The following is a 23,363-nucleotide window of genomic DNA, read 5'->3' on the forward strand; positions in this document are numbered from 1 at the left end:
TATTTGAAAAATAGACACTTGGCCCGCAGTTTCAGATTTTCCCAAGATCGCCTCGACCAGCAGCGATCAGCCGCAAGCGGCACGGCCAGCTCAGTAAGAGGGCAGGGCCTGCCGCGTTGACGAGGGGCTCGCGGACCGGACTGGTCGGAAACACCGGCCCGCGCGCCATGGGTCGCAATGCCGACGATCGACGCCGCGCATGATTTCGCGCTCGACGTCTCTCGCGTGAAGAACATGGAGGGTCTTGCAGACCTGCTGCAGGAAGCCTGTTCGCGAATGGGCTGCTCCTGGTTTGCGCTCAGTCATCATATCGATTTCCTGGCGACGCCGGACCGGGGTATCCGGGTTCACAACTATCCTGAAGAGTGGGAGCATTGGTTCGACGAACAAAGGCTCGGCGCCACCGATCCCGTCCACCGCGAAAGCCAGCGCAAGATGGCCGGCTTTCTTTGGCACGACATGAAAACCGAGCGACCCGAGGATGAAATCATCCTGGCGGAGGCGCGGCGACATGGCATCGGCGATGGGCTTACCGTCCCCGCCCACCTTCCAGGACACGCGCATGGCTCGGTGTCCTTTGCTTGGAAACCCGGCGCCTTTGCGAGCGCTGACGCGCTGCAATTCGCCCGGATGATCGGCGGACCAGCCTTCGACGCAGCGCGTCTGATAGCCTATCCAGATCTGGCGCGTGTCGGGCCGCGGCTCACGCGCCGGCAGCGCGAGGTGCTGATCTGGGCGGCAAAAGGCGAAACCGTCCGGAGGATCGGCCTCAGGCTTGGTCTCAGTCCAGACACGGTGCGCGAGCATCTGCGAAACGCCCGGCAGCGTTATGAGGCGAATGGCGGCATCACGCTCACGGTGCGGGCGCTTTACGATGGCGACATCAGCTTCGAGGACATCGCCAAGCGCTGAGAAAAATCACTCGCACCCCCCTATCGTGCTATGGCGGGAGGGCAAATAATCCTTCAATTGGAACGCCTCTTTTCAAACGGAGGCTTATCCATGTTGCTTATTGTCGATTCCACCAACCGGGCGCTCGAGCACAAGGCGATGCGCACGATGTTCGAGGCGCGCAAGCGCGTCTTCATCGATCTGCTGAAATGGGACCTGCCGGCACTCGCCGGACGGTTCGAACTCGACCAGTTCGACGATGAGGATGCGAATTATCTCATCGTCACCGATGAAGGCGGCGAGCATCTCGCGTCGGCCCGGCTTCTGCTGACGACGCGGCCGGCGCTGCTCGACAGCCTGTTTCCGGGCCTCGTCGACGGCGAGGTGCCGCACGGCGCCGATGTCCTCGAAATCACGCGTTTCTGCCTGTCGCCCGGGATCGGTGCGCGCCAGCGGCGCATCGCGCGCGACGCGCTTCTTGTCGGGCTTGCCGAATTCGCTCTCGCGAACGGCATCCGCACCTACACCGGCGTCGCCGAACTCGCCTGGTTCCGCCAGATCCAGACCTTCGGCTGGGATTGCCGCGCGCTCGGCGAGCCCGTCCTTCACGCCAGCCAGGCGCTCGTTGCGCTTCGCATCGATATCGACGGATCGACCGTCGATAAGCTCGCGGGTGCAGGCATCGTCAGCAATGCCGCCGCGGCCCCCGCTGCGTTCGCTGCTTGAGGAGGGCGTCATGATCATCAATCAGGCTTCTCTCGATGCGGCGCTTCCACGGTCAGCCGCCAGCCACGAAATGATGGCGCAGGGCTATACGATCCTGCGTCGTGCGGCCCCGGCGGAGCTTATCGCCGCCATCTCGGAGGATCTCGGCCCGCGTTTCGAAGCCACGCCCTTCTGCGAGGGCGGTTTCTACGGCGCACGCACCAAACGCTTCGGCCGACTGCTCATCCGGTCGCCGCTGATGGCGGACCTCGTCATGAACCCGGCGATCCTCGGTCTCGCCGAACGGGCGCTGGGCAATTGGTGCGACCGCATCCAGCTCAACCTCGCGCAGGCGATCGAGCTCCACCCTGGCGCGCTTGCGCAGCTACCCCACCGCGACCAGGATCTCTGGCAGGGCGCGCTTGGCGAGGTCGAATATCTGATCAACGTCATGTGGCCTCTGACGCGCTTCACCGAGGAGAATGGGGCGACGATCATCTGGCCGCACAGCCATGGCGTCGAAGCGCTCGTCGAACAGCCCAGGGAAGCGCCGATCGTCGCCGAGGCCCAGCCCGGCGACGCCATCGTCTTTCTCGGTTCGACGCTTCACGGTGCCGGCGAGAACCGAAGCGCCAGTGTCCGGCGCGGGATCATCGTCAGCTACTGCCTCGGCTGGCTCAAGCCCTACGAGAACCAGTGGCTCGCTTATCCCCCCGAGATCGCGCGGACCTTCCTGCCGGAAGTCTCCGCGCTCGCCGGGTATGCGCAGCATCGGCCCAATCTCGGTAACTTCGAAGGGCAATGTCCGTCGATACTGTTCGACGGCTATCCCGACCATCCGCTTGCGGCGGTCGATGCACTGCGCCCCGACCAGCAATTGTTGCTTGCCGACTATGTGATCGCGCAGCAGCCGGGAGGGGAGGGCCAGCGTAGGCGCGGGCCGCTCGCGGCATGAGCCCCGGCGCCACGATGGAGCGGGTCTATCTGGATCTGAAGGCGCGTATCCTGTCGGGTGCTTATCCGCCGGGCACCCGGCTCGAGGCGGTGCAGCTCTCGCGGTCGCTCGCCGCGAGCGCTACGCCCGTCCGCGATGCGCTGTATCGTCTCTCGGGCGAGCGGATCATCGAGAGCTGGCATCAGGAGGGGTTCCGGCAGCCATTTCTCAGCGAGGCCGATCTGGTCGATCTCTATGGCTGGGCCGGCGCATTGCTCTCGATGGCCTTGAAGGGAAGGTTGCCGCGGCCCGATTTGCCCGGCGGGCTGATCGAGCTCGCGTCGTACGACTCATATCCCGAGTCGATCGAACACCTCTTCAGAACCATCGCAATCGGCAGCCCGAATGGCGAACTTCGCGCCGCGATCGTCAATGTTGTCGAGCGAAGCATGACAATTCGTGGGATCGAGGCTCGCGTCGATGAGTCCGCCGCCGATGCGCTGGCCGCGATGTCGGAGGATTATCGCTTCGGGCGCTGGAGCGCTTTGCGCAGCAAAATCACACGCTTCCACCGCCGGCGGGCCACCTTCGCAGGTCGTGTCGCGGCCGAGATCCGCAAGCGGTCGGAGCCGCTTCGATAATATTCGGAGAATATGGGTCGTATAAAATTCCTATACGAGCGGTGAGCCTTAGCTTTCGAGGTGCCGCAATTCCGCGGCATATTGGAAGGAAGCGATCATGGACCGCGAAACCAATGAACTGATCGAGCTCGGCAGCGTCAGCGCCGACACCGCCGGCGACTTCGGTATCGGCACCGAAGCCAATGGCAAGGTCAAGCTCCCCGGCCTCAGCATCGACTGACCCGGGCGCCGGGGGCCAGCGCGCCTGGTCCCCGGCAGGCCGCTCTCCATGATCCCAATCGAGGAAGTGAAGATGGAACGCGAACCCAATGACCTCGTCGAGCTCGGCACCGTCACCGCGGACACCGCGGGCGACTGGGGCCCTCCGTTCGAGCCCGCCGGCCGCATGCCGCGCGCTGCGATCGAGCAGGACTGAGCAGGCGTCGGGAGCGGCCTGGCGGTCGCTCCCGATCCTGCCGCTATTGTGGATGGGCTGGCGACTGGCACATGGGACGGGCTATTGCGAAGCGGGCGGCGAACTCGTATTCCTCGACTTGGCTCGCGACAAATATCTCTCGCTGCGTGGCCGCGATCGCGCCGCGTTCGAGCGGCTTCGTGCCGGCGAGCCGAACGACAGCGACGCTATGACGCGGCTTGTCGCGACGGGCCTCTTTGCGCGTTGCGACGGCGGGCATGACGTCGCGCCCACGCGCGTCTTGGTGCCGTTCCGCGACCTGGCCTCGCACCACGATGCCCCCTTTGGCGTCGGCATGGCAATTCAGGCGGCCCGCGCGCTCGGCTGGGCGAAACGCGCTATGCGATCCGCACAGATAGCGAGCACCGTCGAACGCCTACGGACAGCCAAGCGCGAACTCGCCGTTCCCGGTGACGAGGACGCGATCGTGGCGATCGCTCGGCGCTATTCTGCTTGCCGCTGGCTCATTCCGATCGAGCCCCGGTGTCTCGTCGACGCGCTTGCGCTCGACCGGATCTTGCTCAAGCGGCGTCTCGCCGTGTCGCTCGTCTTCGGCGTGCGCCTCGATCCGTTCGCGGCGCATTGCTGGCTGCAGACCCCCGAAACCATCCTCACCGGTACGTTGGCCGAGGCCCGGAACTACACGCCCATCCTGGTGGTCGCATGACGCGGGGCGTGATCGCCTTCGTCAGCTGCGAGGGCAGCGCGGACCATTTCGAGGCCATCGCGGCTGTCCACGGACTTCGCCGGATCGCGTCACCTCCTGGCCTATTCCTCTTCGCGGGCCCGAAGTTGTCAGATCGCCTGATGGCGGATGGCTCGGTGCTCCTGGGCGAGGTCTTCTCGCTCTCGGGGGCGAGCTGTCACGCGCCTTCAGACGGCTGGGGCAACTATCTCGCCTTCGCGAGGCGGGAAGGTCGCTGGCTGATCGATCGTGCTCCGTTGACGGGCGCTCCGCTCTATTGGACCCGTTGGCGGGGCGGAATATTGTGCGCTTCGCACCTCGAGTTGATCGCCGATCTGCTGGAATCGCCGACCGTAGACTGGGAGTTCATCGCCCAGGCCCTTATATACAGCAATCTTCGGACCGAGCGCACCGGCCTCACTGGCCTGTCGGAGCTTCTGCCGGGAATGCGGCTCGCGATTGACGATGCTTCGGCAAAGACGATCCCGCTCTGGTCACCATGGGAGCATGTCGGGAAGGCAATTAATGCGGGAATAGCCGAGCTAGCTCCCGAGCTGGAGCGGCGACTGGTCGCTTCGGTGCGCGCGTGGAGCGGCACGCGCAAGGAGATCATGCTCGAGCTTTCGGGCGGGCTCGACTCGTCGATCGTCGCGGCCGCCTTGTCGGCCGCGGGTTCCGACTTCACCGCGATCAATTTTGTTACGCGCGGCGCGGATGGCGACGAGCGTCATTATGCGCGCGCGGTAGCAAGCCGGTGCGGTATCGAACTGATCGAGAGCGAGATCGATCCGGCTGATGTCGATCTCGTTGCCCGGCCCTCGGTAATCGGGGCCAGGCCTGGAGCCTATGCCGTGCTTCGCGGCATTGACCGCGCATTCGAGCGCGGGGTCGGTGGCCGCGAGGTGTCGTTGTTCGGCGGCATCGGTGGCGACAATATCTTCTGTTTCGACGGTTCGGTGTCGCCATTCCTCGACGCCGCTGCGACTTTCGGGATGGGACGCCGTGCCTTCCGGACGCTCCGCGACGTGGCGCGCGGTGGCGGAGCGACCCTTTGGGGTGCGGCACTGCTTGCGTGGAAGGCGTGGCGACGAGGTCCACGCGATCATTGGCGGAGCGAACCGGAATTCCTGAGCCCCGACGCCATTCCTGCTGCGCCCTTCGCACATCCGTGGGACGAGGGGGCACGAGGCCAGAGTCAGGCGAAGCGCAACCATGTCGAGGCGGTGCGGCGAATTCTCGATTTCGTCGACCGACCGCCGCGCTGGGCGGCGCGCGACGTGGTCGCGCCGCTTCTGTCGCAGCCCGTGGTCGAATATTGCCTCTCCATTCCCAGCTGGACCTGGATCGAGGGCGGGCGGGACCGCGCGGTCGCGCGCGCCGCCTTCGCCCATCGCCTGCCGCCCGAGGTCGTCTGGCGTCGCGGCAAGGGACGGCTCGAGTCGGTCGCCACTGCCGCCTATCTTCGCCAGCGCGCCGAGCTCGCTGAACTGCTGCTCGGCGGACGCCTTGCCGAGCATGGCCTGCTCGACCTCGACGCGATCCGGGCTTATCTCGTGCGCGATCTCGCCGACGGCGACTTTCTCTATTACCGGCTGCTCGAAATCGCCGACGTCGAACTCTGGGTGCGGTCGGTCGAGGAACTCTTCGCCTCGCGGCCGAGCTTCGACCAGCGATCATATTGCGGTGACTTGGCTGGATCGGGGTCGACCTCGTCCTTGAGCCAGTAGAGGAACCAGTCGAGGTTACGCTCATAGACCGCGAGCTTCTGACGAGGCTCGAACTTAATATGGGGGGCGAGCGGGTAAATGTGCAGCTCACCCATGCGGGCCGTCGCGAGCTTGCTCTGCAACTCGATGGTCTGCCTCGCCTCGCTCTCGGGCAGCTGCAGAAGAATCGGAGCCCGGATGCGCGCGATGTCGGCCGACGGGGACAGGCGGCGCCACCCGGCCGGGTCGGCGTCGGGCGACCCGAGCTTCCAGTAGCGCTGCACATTATCGACGAACATCGACCGGCTCGGCCGCTCGTTGAACCAGTAATAGCTCGGCTCGAGGCTAACCGAGGCGCTCGCGGCGGCCCTGAGCAGATTGCTGTGAGTCGCGGTCCACATCGTAACTTCGCTTCCGAAGCTTAGACCGCCCATGCCGACGCGACTAGGATCGACGATCCCTTGGCGCGCCAGATGGTCGATCGCGGCCTCCACGACCTGGCGGCCGAGCTTGTAACCTGCTTCCGCGGTCATCTCTCCCGGGAGCCGGTTGATGCAAAGCGTCGCAATTCCGCGCGCTGCCATGGCACGCAGGGGATATTCATCGCCCAACCCCCCACGCACGAAGCCGGGGCACCGGTAGTAGGTCACGAAGAGCGGCAGCCGCCCGGGGATCTTCGGGCGAATCAAAACGCCCGACGCACGGCTGCCGCTCACCTGCCATGCGATGGTTTCGGCAAGGAGCCCGTCGCTGTCAGGAAACTGGTTGGGAGTGTCGATGATGGTCTTGGCGCCATCAAGCCCGATCCGCACGAGGCGCGGCGGCGTCGAGGGGGTGGCTTCGACGCAGAATAGAGCATCGGGCGCCGCAGCGCAGGGGGAATCCTCGTCGCGGCTTCCCGAGAGCAGACCGTCGGTCGCGGCAAGAGGCGACAATTCCGCCGTGCCGGATGACCAGATGTAAAGAGTCTCGCGGAGCGCGCGATCTCGCAAGGTGACGATCGTCCGCCCGTCGGCGAGTGGCAGAGTCGAGGCAAGGCGCCGTGATCCCTCCGCGCAGCCGAGGATTTCGAAGCACACGCCGCTCGCCTGCAGCTTGGCCTTGAGCACTGCGGTCGGTCCGGCGGATGCGCGAGGAAGCGGCGGGGGCAGTGCCCCCGCCTCGGCGGTGGAGGCGACGCGCGCCGACCCAGTAGCCATGTCATGGACGCGGATGATGCGGGGTTGGTCGGCGAGCAGCGGCGCGCGGTCGAACCAGTCGCCGGTGAAGCGCTGCGTCGCCGCACGGCCATTGACAAGCCCGCCGCGATAAAGCGGTGCGGACAGATCGACGCGCCCATCGACGAGAATACCGGTCTCCCGCTCTGCATCTTCCGCGCGCGCGATCGCCTCGCGAGAAGGGCCTTCCGCGGCGATGACGGTGCCGTCGGCCTGGATTGCGAAGCCCTCGATATCGCCGTCGCCCACGACGATCGGGACGAAGCCCGAGCCGTCCACCTCGCTTCGCCATAGCGCGACCCGCCCGTCGACCAGCGCGCGGACGACGATGGCGCGGCTGTCCGGGGTCCAGGTCGCTTCGCCTGGCATGACGACCCCGACTTCATAGATCAGCGCGGTGCCGAGGCGTCCGAGCCCCCGCGGCTGGCCCTTGCCGTCAGCAGGCGCGATGTACCAGTCGACATCGATCCGGTTTGTAGCAGTTGAGGGTCGCTCGATACGGTAGGCGATCCATCGCCCGTCGGGGGAGGCGGCAAGACCCGAGATGTCGGCAATCTCGGCAATTTCGCGCGGGGTCGTCTGGCCGGCTGCGGCAGGTGCCGCAGCCAGCATGGCGAGAAGAAGCGCGGTACGGCTTACCACCGGATCGTCGCCTGGATCGAGGCGGTCCGCCCATAGGGGTTGGCCTTCTCAGGATCATAGCCGAGCGCTGAAGTGCTGCTCCGCACTTCGACGAAGGGCGGATCTCGATCGAAGAGGTTCTGGACGCTGAACGCGAGGGTCAGCCCGCGACCGTCGGCCCCTCCCGTGCCGCCGATTTGCTGGGCAAGCGTCAGATCAACTGTGGTCCACGACGATACCCGGGCCGCCGGAATGACGGTCTGGTTCGTGTAGCCCTCGACATAATTGACGAAGGCATTGGCCGAGAAGCCATCTTCCGACCATCCCGCCCGTCCGCGCAGCCGCCATTTGGCGGGGCTGGCGTAGAGCCCCACGACGTCGATGCTCGGCGCGCCCACGGTGAGCTGCCGCTTGATCGAGAAAATATGGGTTCCCGCGATCCCGAGATCGAGCATTCCGCTGCCGACTCGCGGAGCATAGCCGAGATCGAAATCGATCCCGCGCTGCCGTTCGGCTGACAGATTGCGCGTTCGTCCGTCGAGGATCGCGGCAATGTCGCCGGGCGCGAAGCCGAACGGATTGAAAAACAGCGGCGAGTTGAAATAGCCCTGCACGAGGTCGGGCGATGGGTTCTCGGTGACGACGCCCGCAAAGGCTTCGCGGTCGACAAGGAAGCGGAGATAGTCCTCGCTCGCGCTGCCGATCCGGTCGCGATAGTCGACATCATAATAGGTGAGCGATGCCTTCAGCCCCGGGACCGACGGCGGGGCGATGTCGAAGCCGGCGGTCCAGGTCTTTGCCCTCTCGGGCTGCACGTTCGGAGCATAGCCGAAAAGGCCGATGACATTAGCCACGCCCGAGGTTGTCGTCGGGTCGGGCACCTGCAACGTCGTATAGAAGGCGACCGTCTCGCCGATCAGCTCGGAGAAGAGCGGTGCGCGGAACGATGTGCCGTAGGATGCGCGCAGCGCAATGCCGTCCACCGGTTCCCACCGCACTCCGAGCTTGGGATTCTCGGTGCGCCCGAACTGGTTATAATCCTCGATCCGGCCCGCCAGCGTGAGATCGAGCTTCTGGAAGCCGGGAACGGCATTGTCGGCGCCGAAGATCGGCACCAGCAGCTCCGCATACACCGATTTGACGTGCCGGGGACCGGGCAGGCCGAAGAAGGGCGAGGCATCGGGCGTCAGGAAGCTGGCGTCGTTGATCGTGAAATAATCATAGGCCTCGCGTCGATATTCGGCGCCGACGGCAACGCGAACCTCGCCGCCAGGAAGACGCAACAGCGGGCCATCGGCGCGCAGCGCGGCCGACCAATTATCGAACGTGTCGATCGTCGCATAGCTGCCGCGAATGCTTTCGATCGACGCGGGATTATTGGCGCTGCCGTCGCCGAACACATTGAACGCTGTCGCGGGATTGGTGTCGGCGAGCGCCGCGCGAAGACGCGCGCTGTTCACGACATTGTCGAAGCTCGCGCGGCTCTTCTGGCGGCCATAATTGCCTCCGAGCTGGATGCGCCAGGCCCCGATTTCCTGCTCGAGCGCTGCCGACGCCGAAACCGCCCAGACACGGCCCCTGTTGATCTGCGGCCCAAGCTCGTTTGTGAAGCTATAGGCGACGGCAACGGGTTCGTTCGTCCCGATCGGATCGACGTAGAAGGGATTGGTCACCGGCACGGTGGCAGTGCGGAGGAAGTCGGTCTTGCCGATCTGCCGGTATCGGCGCTCCGCTGCGAGAATGTTGGTCCGCAGCGTCAGCGTGCCCGTGATGTCGACCGCGCCGCTGGCGTAGAGGCTATGGACGCGCTGACGGGGCAGGAGGTCGGCTTCGAGCCGGTTGTCGCGCCGGTTCTGGACGCCGGGGAGAAGGTCGGCCGCGGTAAGCGCGGTCCCGTTCTGGCCAGCCGGGATTCCGAAAATCTGTCCGTTCGCGGCCGTGATCGTCCCGGGGGCTGCAAAGAGTGACCGGTAATCCCCGCCACCGAAGGGGCGGAGGTCCTCGCGGGCATAGTCTCGCTTCGCGGCCGCGAGCGCGCCGCGTTCGGAATATTGATAGGCAATCATGAAATGACCGCCGTCCCAACCCTTGCCGAAGAGCTGGCTGAACTGGAGATCGGTCATGTCGCCGTCCGACGTGCCCGCCCGAAACAGCGTTTCGGCGCCCTCGAAGCGGTTGCGGAGCCGTAGGTTGACGACCCCGGCGACGGCATCGGCGCCATAGATGGCCGAGGCGCCGTCGGTGAGAACCTCGATCCGCTCGACCGCAGTGACTGGAATAAGCGAGATGTCTGCAAAGGCTCCGCCAAGTCCGCCGAGCGCCGGCCGGGTTCCGTCGATGAGAACGAGCGTCGACGAGGTTCCGAGGCCGCGCAGGTTGATGCCGCTACCGTAGGTCGCATCGGCGCCTGCGCCATTGCGCGTCGTCGCGCCGAGCGTCGTTTCGGTGACGCCGCCGCCGAATGCCTGCGGAAGCGACTGGAGCATCTGCTGAACCGTGCCGTAGCCGCTCTTCTCAATAGCTTTGCGATCGATGCTTATGACCGGAGACCCCACGGGCCCTGCACCGCGGATGCGAGAACCGGTGACTACGATCGCATCGCGGCCGCTCGTTTCAGTCGATCCAGCCTCCGCGGCAACGTCGTTTCCCTCGCGGATGACAAGCGCGCCATCGACGAGTTCCGCTACGAGGCCGGTGCCGGAAAGGAGGCGCGACAGTGCGGCGTCGTCGCTATACCGGCCTTGGACGCGCGCGCTGCGCTTCCCCTGTACGATCGACGACGACGCGATCACCTCGCGGCCGGACACCTGCGAATAGCGCTGCAATGCCGTGCCGAGATCCTGGGCAGCGATATCGTAGCTTTGCTGTACGGACTGGACCTGCGCATGTGCCGTGGGAACCTGAATCGCGATTGACGCGGTGCTCGCCGAGAGCATCGCCCCCAGAAACTTGTACTTCATCTTACCTCCCCAAGCGGCCTCCGATGGCCGTCTGGGGGTGCAAAACACCGGAAAGGGGATTCCCCCTTTTGCGATTGGGATTATTTTTTGCTGAGGGTGATTGCGTCCGGACCTTCTTCGTCATCCAGCCCAAAAGCTGCGGCGAGCTTGCGAGCGAGGCTCGCGCTGTCGGCGACATCGAAGCGGCCCGTTACGGGGAGCGATCCCAGCGCAGGGTCTGCGAGGCGGATCGGTTTGGCATTGGCCTTGTTGGCGGCATCGATGACGGCGCCGAGCGGGAGCGCGTCGGCCGCCAGCATCGTCGTCGGCTCACTCGTTTGCACGGGGCTTGCCATGGCCGGGAGGAGGCGAGGGCCGTCGTCCGACACTTCGGCTGTCTCTCCCGGCGCGAGGCGGAGCGCTTTGCTCGAACCGCCAAGCCGGACCTCGACCGAACCGCGCACGAGCTTGACGGTGGGGACGCTCGATCTGGCGTCCACCTCGAAGATGGTCCCGAGCGCCTTTGTCTCCGAGACACCCGCGACGACAATGAATGGCCTTGCACTATCGTGGGCGACATCGAACCGCGCGCGGCCGCCGTGCAGGCGGATACGCCGCTCGGTGTCGGAGAATTGCGGTTCCGCCCAGGCACCATCCATTAGTGTCACGGTCGAGCCGTCGGCGAGGCGGAGCTGGCCGGGCAGCATGGGGCCTTCTGCAATCTGCGGCGTGTCGGCCTGTCGTCCCATTTGCCAGGTGAAAGCCACCGCTATGCCGATTGCGGCGATCGTCGCGACGGCCCAGCGGAAGCCCCCTGGTGCATTGCACTCTTTGTGCGCCCCGGCTTCGCTTCGCGCCATGGCTTCGATGCGGGTTCGAGAGGCGGCGCCTGACACCGCGAAATCATCCTCTGCCACGGCAAAGGCCTCGGCGTTGCCGGGCACCGCACACCAGAGTTTGAAGGCTTCGCGGTCGGCTTCGGTCGGCGCACCGCGTAGCCGCACGGCCCATTCGGCCGCCTCGCGTTCGACAGATCTCACGAGTGCGTGTCTCGCGCCTTGCGGACAGCGATCAGGGCTTTGACGATATGTCTTTCCACGGCCTTCACATCCATCCCTTTGAGTCGTCCGATCTCTGGATAGCTGACATCGTCGAACCTGTGCATCAGGAATACATCCCGTGTGGTTGGATCTAGTTTCGCGATCGCATCCTCTACCCGGCGCAGCATGTCGCGATGCTCGAGCGTCGCATGCGGGTCGGGCCCGGCGACTTCATGATCCTCGAAACTGTGATGGGCTTGGAGCTGGCCTCTTACCCCGGACCGCTTCCGGTTCTTCAGGATCGTGCGCGCTGCCGCGGCGAGATAGGCTCCGGGCGCATCGAGAAAGGCTGCGTGCACACCTTTCGCGGAGAAGAGCCGGCGAAACGTCTCCTGCACGAGGTCGCCGACATCCTGCGGGTGAACATTGCGGCGAAAGATGCCCGCGATGCGCGCCTGGTGCGCGACATAGAGCGCTTCTTCGCGATCCGCACGGCCATATTCCGCCCAATCGCCGGGAGGCAGGGGATCGCCTGCGGCGACGGCGCGCCGATCAGCCGGGTCATCGTCATAGTCCATTCCACATCGCCTACCGGTCGGACCGAGGGGCAATGAAGCCGGGAGGTAAGAACATATTCGGAAATATGCGCCGCCGCCTTTAGCCCGAGGGCCTGGACATACGCGTCGGCCACCCGGCAACGGATGGGAATATCACAAGGCTTTCCGAACGGAATTCTTACGTTCCGGCATCGCGCGCCTGCCAGCCCGATGCCCTCCAAGCATAGCCGGACGTAACGTCAGGGCAAGCCTGTGGTGCGAAGATTGATCCAAATTGAATCAATCGGACTTGGCTATTGGCCCCGATAGGGTTCGCAGGCGATGCCATCGCCGTCGCCGTCCATTTCGGGTCTGTAGCCCGGTTGCCCTCGGTAAATTGGCGCGGCGCCCGCGGCCCGTGCATCTTTGCAGTTCCTGTAATATACGCCCGACGGCGCGTTCGATCGTTGCGGAGTGACGGCGCGCGCCCGTTCCACCGGACGATCGCTCTTCCGGGGATTTGCGGCCCTGTAGTCCGCGGGCATCTGGAAGGATCCCGCCCACAGCCCGACGCGTGCATCGCGTGCGCGGGCTTCGGCGCCGACATATTGTGTGCTGAACTGCGTGAAGGCGACGGCGAGCCCGGCATTCACCATTGCCTCACCGAGATCCGTCGATCCAACGCGGCAGGTGGACACCACCCGGCCATGGTCGTCATAGTCGCGTTGCTCGCAGGCAACCGAGCCGCGGGCGACCAACTCGGCGAGTTTCGCGGCGGCCTCCCGCCCGCATGGCCAGGACTGGCCCGAGCGTTCGCAGCCTTGCGCCAGTTCGGGCGCGTCGATGCCATATATCCGGACCGCGATGCCGCCGAAATCGAGCGAGTCGCCGTCTACAACGCGCGCCGGTCCGCTGACGTCCTGCGCTTCGGCAGGATATGCGGAAAGCAGGAGCAAGGCGGCGATGGTCGATCTCATCGCCCCGCCATAGCGCCGTCCGACGATCAAATCCCTTCCAAATGATTCCAATTTGACCGGAACGGGATGCCACTCGGGGCTCGTTCGGCGCTGTGAATGGCGCGCTCGCTGCCGCAACGCCGCCGCGCCGCCTTTTTCCCCGGCCACGTTGCGGCCTCCTCGCGGGCGCTTCGCGCACAAAAAGCCGACGCGGCGCCGTCCTTCGCTGCCGCTACGGCCCTGGCGGGTGCGCCCGCGCCCTTGGCGCCATTCCCGGGCTGCCGACGCCCCGGGGATTGGCCCCCGGGCGGTGCAGGAGAATGGATCATGGGCGCAATCGGCCTCGTCAGCGGAACGATGGAGAAGGGCTATGTCGGCCAGCTCACGACGATCACGATCCGCGTCCCTATCGAGATCCGTCGCAATCCGTCGAAGACCGGTGACATTCAGCCCGACTATCGTGTCTGGTCCGACGGCGTCGAATGCGGGGCAGGGTGGCTCCGCCGGAGCGAAGCATCGGACAGGCTCTACGTGTCGCTCTGCCTCGAAGCGCCGGAGTTCGGCCCGCGGCGCATCTATGCGCGGCTCGGACGCGCGGCGGGGCAGGATAATCCCGACGTCTACGCGCTCATCTGGAACCCGATGGACTAGGAGGCGAAGCGATGCTTTCCAAGGTGATCAGTATTTCTTGTTTCCCTCACGGTAAGGCGCTGCCTATCGCGGCGGCGCCAGCAGGGGGATCCGGCTGGCGGCAGGGGCAAATGCTCTCTCCCTTCCAGACTCCTGTCGGCCGGGCTTGCGACCCGCCTGGCCGCAAACGGCGGCATCCTTGCGACCGGATCAATCTCGGCGTGCAAGGGTGTCGCCACCTTGTTAGGGTGACGGGCAATGCGTACCAGCCTCGAACATCTCCCTCCCCACAAGCAGCGTGAGCTCGAGCGGATCGTCCAGATCATCTTCGAGGAGTTCGAGGATGTGCTGGCGCTCGCGACCCAGGACTGGAAGCGCAAAGGACGGATTTCCAAGATCATCCTGTATGGCAGCTATGCGCGGGGTGGGTGGGTCGATGAGCCGCATACCGCCAAGGGCTATCAGTCCGATTATGACCTGCTGATCATCGTCAATGACGATCGCCTGACGGATCGCGTCGAGTATTGGTCGAGGCTCGACGACCGGCTCATCCGTGAGCTTTCGGTGACCAAGGCGCTTCGGACGCCGGTGAACTTCATTGTGCATAGCGGTGGAGAGGTGAATGCCGGGCTGTCGCAGGGGCGCTATTTCTTCATGGATGTCGCGCGCGATGGGATAGCGATTTACCAGGCTGTCGATAACGAACTGCCCGAGCCGCAGCCGAAGACGCCGCATGCGGCGCTTGAGATGGCGCGGGAATATTTTGAGGAGTGGTTTCCATCCGCGATCAAAAGGCTCGAAGGAGCCCAGTTTTACGTTGGGAAGGGCTATTTCAAGGACGCGGCATTCGACTTCCATCAAACGACCGAGCGTCTATACAACTGCGCCCTTCTCGTTTGTTCGTTCTACAGTCCCCATGTTCACAATCTCGCTTTTCTCCGGACACAAGCCGAGCGGATCGATGCAAGGCTGGCCGACGTCTGGCCTCGCGAATCTAAGGCGGACCGCGCGCGCTTCGAGAAATTGAAAGAGGCTTACATCAAGGCACGATATTCGAAGCATTACCGGATCAGCGAGGAAGAGCTGTCATGGCTCGGCGATCGCGTGGCTGCGCTCGCATCAATCGTCGAACAGATTTGCCGCGAACGCATCGCCGATCTGGAAGCAACGGCAAGGGATGCCGGCTAGGGCTATTTGCCGCGGAAGCGCTTGAAGCGCTCCCGATCTTCGGCGAGCTTGACCGCCAGCGCCGCGTTCGCGCATTCAGTTCCCGTCACGGATCCGTCGGTGCAAGCCGCGATCACCGCCTCGGCCTCATCGGGATGCGCTTCAAAATATTCGACGCTGCGAGCCTCGCGAGAGGAACAGGCAGTTAGGCATAATGCCGCCATCACGATACTTGTTTTTCGCATTCTACCCTCCTGCTCCTCATCTGGCGCATGATTCCTTTCTCGCGCGGCGAACGCGAGAGGAATTGGGCTCAATTTGAGTGCAACCTCATGTCGGCTTCGCGCCCATGTCGGCCGTTGCGATCAGCTAGAATTAGCTTCGAAAGCGGACGTTGGATTTTCCGGGGACCGTGACGGCAAACGCCTTATCTCGGCTAGCTAGGTAGCGCGAAATTAACCCGAGAACGGGCACTCGAGTTCTCAATTGATCGAAGGACACTACTGGTGGCTGCGGTTTAGGTGCTTCTCGAAGTACCGCGCCGCAGCCGGGTATGACATATACCCGGAGGTGTTTGAACGGGAGCGCGCAGCGCGAATCTTGCCTATGACTGTAAAGATTGCGCGGGAGGGGCAGCGCATGCGGAGGGGTAAGGCACAATATGGCGGCAACTGCCGATTTCGAAGCACGCGATAGAGATCGCGACCTCATGATCGATGCGAAGGCGCGCGCGGCGAGTATCGAACAACTCATTGTCGATCAGCACGGTATTCCGTCTCCGCTTGTCAGGGAATATGCGGTCCTGCAGATTCGCATGCTCTGCGAAATCATTGGGCTCGCTTGTCTCGTCGCGCACGGCGATCTCGTGGCAAGCGGCCCGGCACATCTGCGCAAGGCTTATGCACCCGGCGAGATCTTCGCGGCGCTCGGCGACATGCATGACGATTTCTATCCGGTACCGATCGTCCCACAGCTGGTCGCGCCGGGATGGCATATGGCCGAATATGACGGGCCTCCATTTCTAAAAAGGGAAGAGGTCAAGGGCCTCTGGGACCGCTGTGGCGGCGATCTCCATAAGGGTAGCCTCAAGCGACTTCTCAAACCCAACAATCCGCTGCAGACGAATTTTGCGGACATCAACGAGTCCTTGGGCAAAATTCTGAACCTGCTTGGCAATCACCGAATGCTTCGAAAGGATCGCAAGATCGCATTCATCGCGATGCTCTCGAACGCGGCAGGAGCGGTACAAGTCGAGATCGGCGAGGCGATCGAGCCCGAAGACACGGCAGGAGACTAGACCACTCCCAGCGTAGAACTCTTAATCCGCGACGGGGCCGCCATTCAGTCGATTATTCGGATTGTGCGGCGAGAAAAGCGCGCCAACGCTCGGACGCCGTGAACTCGATCTCGCCGGCGACTTTTTCGTCGTAGCGAGTATGGATCTCGAAACGGTGCCCGAAGATCGCATCGCAGTGTCGGCAGCCATTACTCATATAGGTCCGGCCAGCGGTGGCGCTTCGACGAGGCTTGATCGCCCCGACGCCATGCGACAAAGGGAGGCTTGCGGCGAGCTTGTCGATGAGGTCAGGCCAATCGGTAAAATCGGCAGCCGAGCAATCGATGCTCAAACAGCCTTCGCCGAGCGTGATCGATGACAGGACTGTCGTCTCGCAGCCGCATGACCAGCAAACGGCTGGTGCAGTGCGTAATATTGCAAAAATCTTGTCCATCGCACGAGTAGCCATATCGCAATGATCCAGATCTATTGATCTCAACTAGGAGAACGCTTGGAGGGCTCTCGCAATTCGCCTAGTTCTACGCTCGCCACTCGTTGATATAAGGTGGATTAACATTAGCCGGGATTCAATATCTCCGGCGTAACTATGAAAGCAGAAACGTCAGGTTCTTAATGACCTGGGCCTGGACTTGTTTCGGGTCGAGCCCCCGCAGCGTGGCGATAGCCGCTAGGACTTGCGTAACATCCCCCGGTCCAATTGACTCGCCGTCTCTTTCGACGAACGGACCATCGGTTTCGGTCAATATACGGTCGTCCGGGATCTCTGCCAGCAGACGAGAACCGCGAGGCGATCTCAGCATCGCTTCGTTGACAGAGAAAAAGCAACCCAAGTCTAGACCTCGGCGCACCTCGGCCAGGCTACCGGTGAACCAGTGAAGCACGACTCTTCCTTTATTGTTTGGAAGATTCGTCTCGATCAGATCAAGAACCTGCTTCGAGGCACGGACGCTATGAACGGTCAGCACCTTGTCCCCGGCTGCGGCGCAAAGCTGGAGCACTGATGTAAACACCCGGACTTGGGCTTCGAAAGAGCGATAGAAGCGGGGCCCGGCGTCCAGACCGACTTCACCCACATAGCGCGTTTCAGGAAGAAGCTTTCGGAAGAGATCGAGTTCATTCTCCCTCTCCCCAACGAGTTGAGGGTGAAGGCCTAACGCGACCCGGACGAAACTACTATTACGGGCCAACTCTTGGTTATGTGGGAAAGCGCGGGGTGTGGTGGTAACCGCCAAGGTCGCCGTCCGGCGACGATCGCAAGCCTCGATGGCTACCGCGAGATTCGGATACAGGTCGAGATGACAGTGAAAGTCGACGAGCTCGGGTCGCATGGGCGCTAGTGCGGCTTGGTGACCACACCGTCAAGCAGTTTGCCTACCTCGATGACGCCCCGACGAAACACATCGGCATAGGCTGTTATCTCAGACGCTGAATCCCCTAAGGGGCCAGGCTTGTGTACGAGAATCGACGAGAGGGCAGGCGTGGCCACGATGCGTTTTGCCATAAGTTGGAAGGACCTCACATGTTCGCCTTCCTTTCGGTCCGAGAAAAGAGGCTGCGATTTGCTGACCGCCACCGCGTATTGCGTTGGATCCGGAATACCAAGTCCGGCGTCTAGCGAGGCGCGACGAATGAGACAGGGCACGCAATATCCGCAATGCCGCGGCGACAGACCACGAAAACGGGCCTTCGCGGGGGATGAGCAGGACATCGAGTTTCCAGCCTCCTTCTGCAGGAACGGAAGGTCTGCGCAGTTCTCGACCATCTCACCTTTCGTGGCGTGGCGATATGGATTTACCAGAGTTCCCTCTATTTGGATGTCTTTGAGCAGCGCGTTCATACCCGCTATAAAATGTGGATGCGCGGTCCGCGTGCTCAGCGCGCCGAAGCGGAGCGGGTCGAGCGGGACATTAAGTGCGATCAGTCCGTTCTCGGGCACGTTGATCTTCGTGGGCCGTCCAAGCGCGGAGCCCGCGAGTGCGGCGAGGGCGAAGAAAAGGAAGGAACGGCCGCGCTGTGTGTTCTCTGTTTCACCCGTCCCCAGATCGTTGCTGTCGAACCCAAGGCGCACCCGAAGGTTTCGAATCTCGGGCCCAGGAAATCGTGTTTCGAGCCGGCTGAGAAGATAGGCCTGAGCCTTGGCCGTCTCGGAATCCCAGTAGTGACTGACGAGCAGGGGCCGCTTACCGCCCTTCAACAGATCAATTACACCGATCAGGCTATCTAGGCCGCCCGAAAAGAGGCAAACTTCATCGAGCGTGTCTAAGGGGAGCGTATTTACCGCTTTGACCAGAGACGCGTGAGTCTTCGGACGCGGACGAAAGAAAAAGCGCCAACGGTCACCCGTCAGGAAGCGCAGCAGCGCCGTCAACCGCTCCCCATGAGGGCGCCATAAGTCTGGCGCTGACACAGGTATGTAGAGGTCGATTTCCCGCGTCCATCCGTCCTGTGCATTGGCGGCGCGAGAAACCCGTGTGTCACCCGCGTTCACAAGCGCGGCAATCAAAGTCAGGTCGACTGCCTTCTCGCTGGGTGTCAGGCCGAGGGTGCCAAGCTGAGCGAGCGCGTGACCAATCCCAAATCCAAGGGTTCCGTCCTGACCTGCGAAGTTTACTTCGTGGACTACCGAATCCTTTTGGACAATTTCGACGATCTCCTCGACGGAGCCGCCAAGCATCGCAACAAAGCTGAACCGCTTCATTGCGCTTCGCCCAGCGTCTGCATCAGGTCGAACGCGGCGACGTACAGGTCCGACACGAATCCTTCGATCTGTCCTGAAGTGATGTCCGCAAGACTTGTTCCGGTCGTATCGAAGCGGTCGCGGACACACCCGTCCACGAAGTCGTGAAGCATGCGCTGGGTCCTCTCTACCGCCGCGACGCTCGCCGCGACGCGGATGCTGTTCGTCCCCACCTCGTTCAGTATTTTGCCCTCGATGGAACGGGAAACGACTCCGATGAAAAATTCTTGAAGATCGCTCTGGGTCATGTCGTCGAAGTTGCCAACGCCCTCCGCCGCGAGGGCAGCGACGGTCTCGAGCATCGCGTCACGGGCGATCGCTTCATCAATCGTCCCGCCAGGTGGACAAAGGGCATCGGTCAGAGCGACGAATACGTCCACGGCCGGGGCGCCGGCCAGCGCCTCTAGGTTGAACGTGCGGAGCGCCTCGACCGGACCATCGACTAGGAAGCTGCGGGCGAAGTTGGCAATTCCCCCTGCCGTCGCCCGCGAACTCGACATCTGGCGCGCGGCTCCTCCGCCTCCGCCCGACGCTGACACATATTTGCTGGCGCCCCGCCGGACCGATCTTGAGTCGGAATTCCTCGCGCCGCGGGTGATATCGCCCCGGGCGTCGCCCAAGCCGGAGCCCACCCCCGGCGACCGAATTGGCGGGTATGCACGAGGTGCATCCGCGACAGGTGATTTTCCATCATCGCCGTCGGACGGCGCGCCATCGGTTCCGTTGGGATCAGTGGCAGGCGGAGATGCCGAGGGCGTGGGATCTCCGACCCAGCTCGGAACAAGACTATGTTTCGATCCACCGAACGTACCGGAGGTGCCCATCAGCGCTTCCGTCCTTTTCCAAGGTTTATGGCCCCGGAGGCTGCCGATTGCAGGGCTTTGTTCTCAGACTGCCCCGCCCATTCCGCGAGCAACGTCTGGAACTCTGATTTTGCAGTATCGTCCGTGAGCGCGCGCGCCCAGCCACTCACGGCCCACGGCCCGAGCTTCGCCGTCGGGAGACTGCGCATAAGGGCGACGAAGGACGGTTGAAGGAAGGCGTGGTGCTTGATCACCGCAGCCAGCCCGAGCACGCCGGGGGGCTGCTCGCCAAGATCCTCAGCGACTGTCACCTTGGCCTTCAGCGCATCGAACACCTGTTCTGCGTCGCCGGTTGATAGGCGCGAAGTTTCGGGCTCAGCCTGACTCACCTGCAAAGAAACGCTGCTGAGGCGCAGAACAAGATCGTCGAGCCCGCCGAGCGACGTGACCGCGCCGAAGACGCTGCGACGATCACGTGTGACGAAGACATACGGGCGTAGATCATAGTCCGCTAAAGGTGGATCTATTCTGGCCCATTGCTTCGCCCATTCCAGATTGGGCCAATCCGGCAGCGTCGATTCGGCTTCTGCCGTTACACCCTTAGCCTGCCTTTTCGCGTCCGCAGGTGCCAGTTTCGGCTCGTTCGGGATCCGGACCGCAGCCTCGAGTGCTGAAAGTTCTTCGGAAGAGCCCGTCCCAGCAGACCCTCTCGCGATCGTGTCGTAGACCTCGGGCGCGAAACGCTCGGCGAGCATGATTTTGGCGAGTACCGCAGCTTTCAACTCGTCGCCAAAGCCTCGCTCTTCCGCGATGGCGATGCGCATCGTCATCGTATTGATGAACCTCTTCACCTGGCGCGGATTCCCGCGCGCCCCGTCGGTGAGAATCGGTGCGATGCGGTGCGCGATGTCGAGCGCGCGCTCCACCGGCTCTGGCACGGAACCGAGTGCCTCCGCGATCCCCTTCCGATCTAGACCGGCGCCTTCCCACGGCCGTTTTAGCGCCTTCCGGGCGAGTTCGACGAGCGCGTTGAACTCTGTCGAGTCCTCGCCGCAATCGTTGAGGACCAAGAGCAAGGCGATATAAATTCGCGTCTCGGCATACCCGAGCGATGGGAGCCGGAAGGGTACCTGGATCAGCTTCTCCAGATAATTTCGCGCGTAGCTCGCCGGTCCCGACGCAACGGGAAGGTCAGGAAAATGCTGACGGACCGCATATTCGATCATTCCCTCGTCGGCGGCGATGACAAAGGCCGCACGGGGCACGAAAAGGAACAAGCGGATCGCCTCTAGGGTCCCAATTGCGGTCTTGGGTAGGCAGCGGTCAAGATCGTCGACGAGCACCACCAGCCGGTCGATATCCGCGCGCCGCAGAAGCTCCTCGAACTCATCCCGGAACGCGTGCATCTGTTCCGGCGCTGTTTCGGGCTCGGCCTCTTTCAGTATTTGACCGGCCCGTTCCGAGACCACCTTTAGATTTTCAGGCGTGATCTCCTCAGCGCCCTTGCCCACCAAACCTGCGAGTCCGTCATACAACTCGCGGAGCGAGCCGATGGGGGGGATACCCGTCGCGGCGGTAAAGGCGAGGGCCCCCGCCCCGCGCGCGGCCTTCATCCAGTCGACGCGGCGCAGAACCTTTTTGGCTTGATCAACCACCTTCGTCGAATTCGAACGGTGCTTAAGCAACTCGTCTACGATCGTCTCAATGAGAACCGCCTTCGCGTCCTCAAAGCCTTGGAAAAGCCAGCCGTTGAATCGGACGCAGAGCACGCGATCCTTGTCCGAGTATGCTTGCTGGACCATCACCAGGACGCTCGATTTGCCGGCGCCCCAATCACCGTGGACGCCAATTGTTAGTGGCTCATCGGATTTTTCGTCGATCAGGCGCACAACAGTACGCGCAATTGGCTCGTAGTAGAGAAGATCTACCGCGGTTTCATTGTCTGCAACTATCATTGCTAGTCTTCGCCCCCAATGGATCGCCATGTAGCACGCATTCGAAAGCGCCCCAACGCCTTCTTCAAATGGAAAGTCCAATCTGGTTCATTCTTAGAAGACCAAATAGGATGTTGCTCGCTTCAGGCATTTGAACCGCTGCAACAGCTGTCGTAACCGGCTGCCCCGGACCACCCGTTGACGGAACGTAGCAGGGAAAACGCGCTTCGATGAGGGGCCTTCGCGACTTAAACGCTGAACGAAAAGGCGCGGAATTACCCAGAGTAGTCGAAGCATATCGAGACGGATTGTTGCGTCACAGCCCGAACGGCGGGCGCTTCAAGCAGTCCAGGGCGACGGCATGAAAGGCGTAGATCAATAAACCGGGACGCGTGGCCAGTGTGCCAGCAGGGGCCAAGTAGCGAAGCTGCGAGCCGCCTAAGTGGTGCCGACCGGAGAGGTTGCGAAGCGATTCCACAAAGTCATCCCGAAAGTTCACGGTGCGGGCCGGGGCTATCCCTTCCGCCTGAAAGTCATCGTTCGTCTTCTCGGCTGCTTGCAGAACGCGGTCCCGGATCAGCTCTGGCGCGTCATCCCAGAGCTTGTCGAGACGGTGGCCGTAGCTCTTCATGTCGTCCATCGTCTTGCCAAGGCTTAGATGGACGGACTTCAGGAAGACTTCGACGCCCACGCCAAGCGTATTCAGCAGTGGCCGGTTGAACAGTCGCGGTTGCGCTCGGTAGATTTCGGTATCAGTGACCAGCCGGGCCATGGATAGATACTGCACCGCATTCAGCAGGAAACGTCCTGCATCGGTGTCTTCAAAGTTTTGCGTAGCCATCAAGCTCCCCGGCTGAACCGGTTGAAGGCGCCCTTCTTTTCCGCCCGCTCTAAAATCATTTGGTTCCTTCTACCTACGCGGTCCCAGAAGTGGGTACAGTAGGCAGCCAGAAAACGCTTCTCTCGATCGAGCTCCTTGCGCTTCGACAGGATGACCGCGATGCGCCAAGGGTAGTAGGGCGGATGGTATTCCCCATATTCAAAGTGCCGATCCAGCCCATGGTTGAAGCGGTCGATTTGGGTTTTCAAATCGTTGTCGGTGGCGCGTATCTCTGCCCGAAAATCCGCTTCCGGCTGGTCGAAGATTTCGAGGTCACCGCTCGCTTGACCATAGGTCTGGCCTTCGTCCAGCGTCTTATCGAAGAAGGTAGCCATCCACTCGCGGCGCTTCTTGTCCAGCTTGGCTTTATCGGCAGCGGTCAAGATTACCGCTCCGTTCAAACGGTCAATCAGAGCGTCCAGCATTTCAAATTCGTCCCTATCATCAACAACGGGGGCGGGCGCTGTCACAGAAGCGGGCGAGGCCACAGGCTGTGTTGTGGGAGCGCTTTGCGGTCGCGAGGCGAAGAGCTTGGTCAGGAAGCGCATCACAACTTTATAGGAGATGCCACGACGCTTGACCATAATGCC

Annotated in this window: 23 protein-coding genes and 1 pseudogene; 11 read left to right on the forward strand and 13 right to left on the reverse strand. The window is 62.8% G+C overall.

All coding sequences use genetic code 11. The features are described 5' to 3' along the window. Nucleotides 1-177: 177 nt before the first annotated feature. The 8 genes from JI743_RS14480 (at nucleotide 178) to JI743_RS15225 (ending at nucleotide 6,037) form a co-directional block, all read left to right on the forward strand. Complete coding sequence (locus JI743_RS14480; protein ID WP_201929172.1) at nucleotides 178-912, forward strand: helix-turn-helix transcriptional regulator; 735 nt, start codon at nucleotides 178-180, stop codon at nucleotides 910-912. Between the two features lie 90 nt (nucleotides 913-1,002). Beyond that, nucleotides 1,003-1,617 (forward strand): acyl-homoserine-lactone synthase, encoded by a 615-nt coding sequence (locus JI743_RS14485; RefSeq protein WP_201929173.1) that lies wholly within the window; start codon nucleotides 1,003-1,005, stop codon nucleotides 1,615-1,617. A gap of 10 nt (nucleotides 1,618-1,627) precedes the next feature. Continuing rightward, nucleotides 1,628-2,551 (forward strand): phytanoyl-CoA dioxygenase family protein, encoded by a 924-nt coding sequence (locus JI743_RS14490; RefSeq protein WP_201929176.1) that lies wholly within the window; start codon nucleotides 1,628-1,630, stop codon nucleotides 2,549-2,551. After that, complete coding sequence (locus JI743_RS14495) at nucleotides 2,548-3,171, forward strand: GntR family transcriptional regulator (protein ID WP_201929179.1); 624 nt, start codon at nucleotides 2,548-2,550, stop codon at nucleotides 3,169-3,171. The genes JI743_RS14490 and JI743_RS14495 overlap by 4 nt, the downstream gene beginning before the upstream one ends. Nucleotides 3,172-3,268: 97 nt before the next feature. After that, entirely contained in the window at nucleotides 3,269-3,391 is a 123-nt protein-coding gene (locus tag JI743_RS14500; protein WP_201929186.1) for a benenodin family lasso peptide, read from the forward strand. A gap of 48 nt (nucleotides 3,392-3,439) precedes the next feature. Then, nucleotides 3,440-3,586 (forward strand): hypothetical protein, encoded by a 147-nt coding sequence (locus JI743_RS14505; protein WP_201929188.1) that lies wholly within the window; start codon nucleotides 3,440-3,442, stop codon nucleotides 3,584-3,586. A gap of 52 nt (nucleotides 3,587-3,638) precedes the next feature. Beyond that, the gene (locus tag JI743_RS14510) at nucleotides 3,639-4,292 is read left to right on the forward strand and encodes a lasso peptide biosynthesis B2 protein (protein WP_201929196.1); all 654 of its coding nucleotides are present in this window, start codon (nucleotides 3,639-3,641) and stop codon (nucleotides 4,290-4,292) included. Nucleotides 4,293-4,432: 140 nt separating this feature from the next. Continuing rightward, on the forward strand, nucleotides 4,433-6,037 hold the full coding sequence (locus tag JI743_RS15225) for an asparagine synthase-related protein (RefSeq protein WP_236660043.1): 1,605 nt from the start codon (nucleotides 4,433-4,435) through the stop codon (nucleotides 6,035-6,037). Between the two features lie 44 nt (nucleotides 6,038-6,081). Here JI743_RS15225 and JI743_RS14515 read toward each other — a convergent pair. From JI743_RS14515 to JI743_RS14535, 5 genes and pseudogenes are all read right to left on the reverse strand, one after another. Beyond that, nucleotides 6,082-7,845 (reverse strand): annotated as a pseudogene (locus tag JI743_RS14515) (Atxe2 family lasso peptide isopeptidase); the annotation flags it as partial. Nucleotides 7,846-7,868: 23 nt separating this feature from the next. Beyond that, nucleotides 7,869-10,814 carry a TonB-dependent receptor gene (locus JI743_RS14520; protein ID WP_201929208.1) on the reverse strand — a complete coding sequence of 982 codons (2,946 nt, stop codon included), beginning with the start codon at nucleotides 10,812-10,814 and terminating at the stop codon, nucleotides 7,869-7,871. 80 nt (nucleotides 10,815-10,894) lie between these two features. Further along, nucleotides 10,895-11,833 carry a FecR family protein gene (locus JI743_RS15355; RefSeq protein WP_201929210.1) on the reverse strand — a complete coding sequence of 313 codons (939 nt, stop codon included), beginning with the start codon at nucleotides 11,831-11,833 and terminating at the stop codon, nucleotides 10,895-10,897. Then, complete coding sequence (locus tag JI743_RS14530; RefSeq protein ID WP_201929212.1) at nucleotides 11,830-12,411, reverse strand: RNA polymerase sigma factor; 582 nt, start codon at nucleotides 12,409-12,411, stop codon at nucleotides 11,830-11,832. The genes JI743_RS15355 and JI743_RS14530 overlap by 4 nt, the downstream gene beginning before the upstream one ends. A 272-nt stretch (nucleotides 12,412-12,683) precedes the next feature. Beyond that, nucleotides 12,684-13,346, reverse strand: coding sequence for a thermonuclease family protein (locus JI743_RS14535; RefSeq protein ID WP_201929214.1), 663 nt, complete (start codon nucleotides 13,344-13,346; stop codon nucleotides 12,684-12,686). 306 nt (nucleotides 13,347-13,652) lie between these two features. On the opposite strand from JI743_RS14535, the gene JI743_RS14540 reads away from it, so the two are divergent. Then, nucleotides 13,653-13,976 carry a DUF736 domain-containing protein gene (locus tag JI743_RS14540; RefSeq protein WP_201929216.1) on the forward strand — a complete coding sequence of 108 codons (324 nt, stop codon included), beginning with the start codon at nucleotides 13,653-13,655 and terminating at the stop codon, nucleotides 13,974-13,976. A 237-nt stretch (nucleotides 13,977-14,213) separates the two neighbouring features. Next, nucleotides 14,214-15,143: a HEPN domain-containing protein gene (locus JI743_RS14545; RefSeq protein ID WP_201929218.1), complete on the forward strand. Its 930-nt coding sequence runs from the start codon at nucleotides 14,214-14,216 to the stop codon at nucleotides 15,141-15,143. Nucleotides 15,144-15,145: 2 nt separating this feature from the next. Here the strand turns inward: JI743_RS14545 and JI743_RS14550 are convergent, their stop codons facing one another. Then, a complete protein-coding gene (locus JI743_RS14550) occupies nucleotides 15,146-15,367 on the reverse strand; it encodes an EexN family lipoprotein (protein WP_201929220.1) in 222 nt (73 codons plus the stop codon). A 416-nt stretch (nucleotides 15,368-15,783) separates the two neighbouring features. Between JI743_RS14550 and JI743_RS14555 the strand changes: the two genes are divergently transcribed. Further along, nucleotides 15,784-16,419 carry a hypothetical protein gene (locus JI743_RS14555; protein WP_201929222.1) on the forward strand — a complete coding sequence of 212 codons (636 nt, stop codon included), beginning with the start codon at nucleotides 15,784-15,786 and terminating at the stop codon, nucleotides 16,417-16,419. A 52-nt stretch (nucleotides 16,420-16,471) separates the two neighbouring features. Here the strand turns inward: JI743_RS14555 and JI743_RS14560 are convergent, their stop codons facing one another. From JI743_RS14560 to JI743_RS14590, 7 genes are all read right to left on the reverse strand, one after another. After that, on the reverse strand, nucleotides 16,472-16,852 hold the full coding sequence (locus JI743_RS14560; RefSeq protein ID WP_201929224.1) for a hypothetical protein: 381 nt from the start codon (nucleotides 16,850-16,852) through the stop codon (nucleotides 16,472-16,474). A gap of 151 nt (nucleotides 16,853-17,003) precedes the next feature. Continuing rightward, nucleotides 17,004-17,747 (reverse strand): Qat anti-phage system TatD family nuclease QatD, encoded by a 744-nt coding sequence (qatD, locus tag JI743_RS14565; RefSeq protein WP_201929226.1) that lies wholly within the window; start codon nucleotides 17,745-17,747, stop codon nucleotides 17,004-17,006. Nucleotides 17,748-17,752: 5 nt separating this feature from the next. Further along, complete coding sequence (gene qatC / locus JI743_RS14570; protein WP_201929228.1) at nucleotides 17,753-19,117, reverse strand: Qat anti-phage system QueC-like protein QatC; 1,365 nt, start codon at nucleotides 19,115-19,117, stop codon at nucleotides 17,753-17,755. Beyond that, nucleotides 19,114-19,980, reverse strand: coding sequence for a Qat anti-phage system associated protein QatB (gene qatB / locus JI743_RS15360; RefSeq protein WP_330902965.1), 867 nt, complete (start codon nucleotides 19,978-19,980; stop codon nucleotides 19,114-19,116). Before qatB ends, qatC begins: the two co-directional genes overlap by 4 nt. After that, nucleotides 19,980-21,914, reverse strand: a complete 1,935-nt coding sequence (qatA, locus tag JI743_RS14580; protein ID WP_201929232.1) for a Qat anti-phage system ATPase QatA — start codon at nucleotides 21,912-21,914, stop codon at nucleotides 19,980-19,982. Before qatA ends, qatB begins: the two co-directional genes overlap by 1 nt. 295 nt (nucleotides 21,915-22,209) lie before the next feature. Further along, nucleotides 22,210-22,734 (reverse strand): hypothetical protein, encoded by a 525-nt coding sequence (locus JI743_RS14585; RefSeq protein ID WP_201929233.1) that lies wholly within the window; start codon nucleotides 22,732-22,734, stop codon nucleotides 22,210-22,212. Continuing rightward, a complete protein-coding gene (locus JI743_RS14590; RefSeq protein WP_201929235.1) occupies nucleotides 22,734-23,357 on the reverse strand; it encodes a hypothetical protein in 624 nt (207 codons plus the stop codon). Before JI743_RS14590 ends, JI743_RS14585 begins: the two co-directional genes overlap by 1 nt. Nucleotides 23,358-23,363: the final 6 nt, after the last annotated feature.

This window comes from Sphingopyxis jiangsuensis (assembly GCF_016734905.1).
Taxonomy (GTDB): Bacteria; Pseudomonadota; Alphaproteobacteria; order Sphingomonadales; family Sphingomonadaceae; genus Sphingopyxis; species Sphingopyxis jiangsuensis.

Excerpts from the sequence above, each read along its gene's own strand:
- JI743_RS14520 (WP_201929208.1), bottom strand. The coding sequence starts at position 10,814 with ATGAAGTACAAGTTTCTGGGGGCGATGCTCTCGGCGAGCACCGCGTCA.
- JI743_RS14560 (WP_201929224.1), bottom strand. The coding sequence starts at position 16,852 with ATGGACAAGATTTTTGCAATATTACGCACTGCACCAGCCGTTTGCTGG.
- JI743_RS14550 (WP_201929220.1), bottom strand. The coding sequence starts at position 15,367 with ATGCGAAAAACAAGTATCGTGATGGCGGCATTATGCCTAACTGCCTGT.
- JI743_RS14500 (WP_201929186.1), top strand. The coding sequence starts at position 3,269 with ATGGACCGCGAAACCAATGAACTGATCGAGCTCGGCAGCGTCAGCGCC.
- JI743_RS14585 (WP_201929233.1), bottom strand. The coding sequence starts at position 22,734 with ATGGCTACGCAAAACTTTGAAGACACCGATGCAGGACGTTTCCTGCTG.
- JI743_RS14480 (WP_201929172.1), top strand. The coding sequence starts at position 178 with ATGCCGACGATCGACGCCGCGCATGATTTCGCGCTCGACGTCTCTCGC.
- JI743_RS14545 (WP_201929218.1), top strand. The coding sequence starts at position 14,214 with ATGCGTACCAGCCTCGAACATCTCCCTCCCCACAAGCAGCGTGAGCTC.
- JI743_RS14555 (WP_201929222.1), top strand. The coding sequence starts at position 15,784 with ATGGCGGCAACTGCCGATTTCGAAGCACGCGATAGAGATCGCGACCTC.
- JI743_RS14535 (WP_201929214.1), bottom strand. The coding sequence starts at position 13,346 with ATGAGATCGACCATCGCCGCCTTGCTCCTGCTTTCCGCATATCCTGCC.
- qatD (WP_201929226.1), bottom strand. The coding sequence starts at position 17,747 with ATGCGACCCGAGCTCGTCGACTTTCACTGTCATCTCGACCTGTATCCG.
- JI743_RS14540 (WP_201929216.1), top strand. The coding sequence starts at position 13,653 with ATGGGCGCAATCGGCCTCGTCAGCGGAACGATGGAGAAGGGCTATGTC.
- JI743_RS14530 (WP_201929212.1), bottom strand. The coding sequence starts at position 12,411 with ATGGACTATGACGATGACCCGGCTGATCGGCGCGCCGTCGCCGCAGGC.
- JI743_RS15225 (WP_236660043.1), top strand. The coding sequence starts at position 4,433 with ATGGCGGATGGCTCGGTGCTCCTGGGCGAGGTCTTCTCGCTCTCGGGG.
- qatC (WP_201929228.1), bottom strand. The coding sequence starts at position 19,117 with ATGAAGCGGTTCAGCTTTGTTGCGATGCTTGGCGGCTCCGTCGAGGAG.
- JI743_RS14495 (WP_201929179.1), top strand. The coding sequence starts at position 2,548 with ATGAGCCCCGGCGCCACGATGGAGCGGGTCTATCTGGATCTGAAGGCG.
- JI743_RS14485 (WP_201929173.1), top strand. The coding sequence starts at position 1,003 with ATGTTGCTTATTGTCGATTCCACCAACCGGGCGCTCGAGCACAAGGCG.
- qatB (WP_330902965.1), bottom strand. The coding sequence starts at position 19,980 with ATGGGCACCTCCGGTACGTTCGGTGGATCGAAACATAGTCTTGTTCCG.
- JI743_RS14590 (WP_201929235.1), bottom strand. The coding sequence starts at position 23,357 with ATGGTCAAGCGTCGTGGCATCTCCTATAAAGTTGTGATGCGCTTCCTG.
- qatA (WP_201929232.1), bottom strand. The coding sequence starts at position 21,914 with ATGATAGTTGCAGACAATGAAACCGCGGTAGATCTTCTCTACTACGAG.
- JI743_RS14510 (WP_201929196.1), top strand. The coding sequence starts at position 3,639 with ATGGGCTGGCGACTGGCACATGGGACGGGCTATTGCGAAGCGGGCGGC.
- JI743_RS14490 (WP_201929176.1), top strand. The coding sequence starts at position 1,628 with ATGATCATCAATCAGGCTTCTCTCGATGCGGCGCTTCCACGGTCAGCC.
- JI743_RS14505 (WP_201929188.1), top strand. The coding sequence starts at position 3,440 with ATGATCCCAATCGAGGAAGTGAAGATGGAACGCGAACCCAATGACCTC.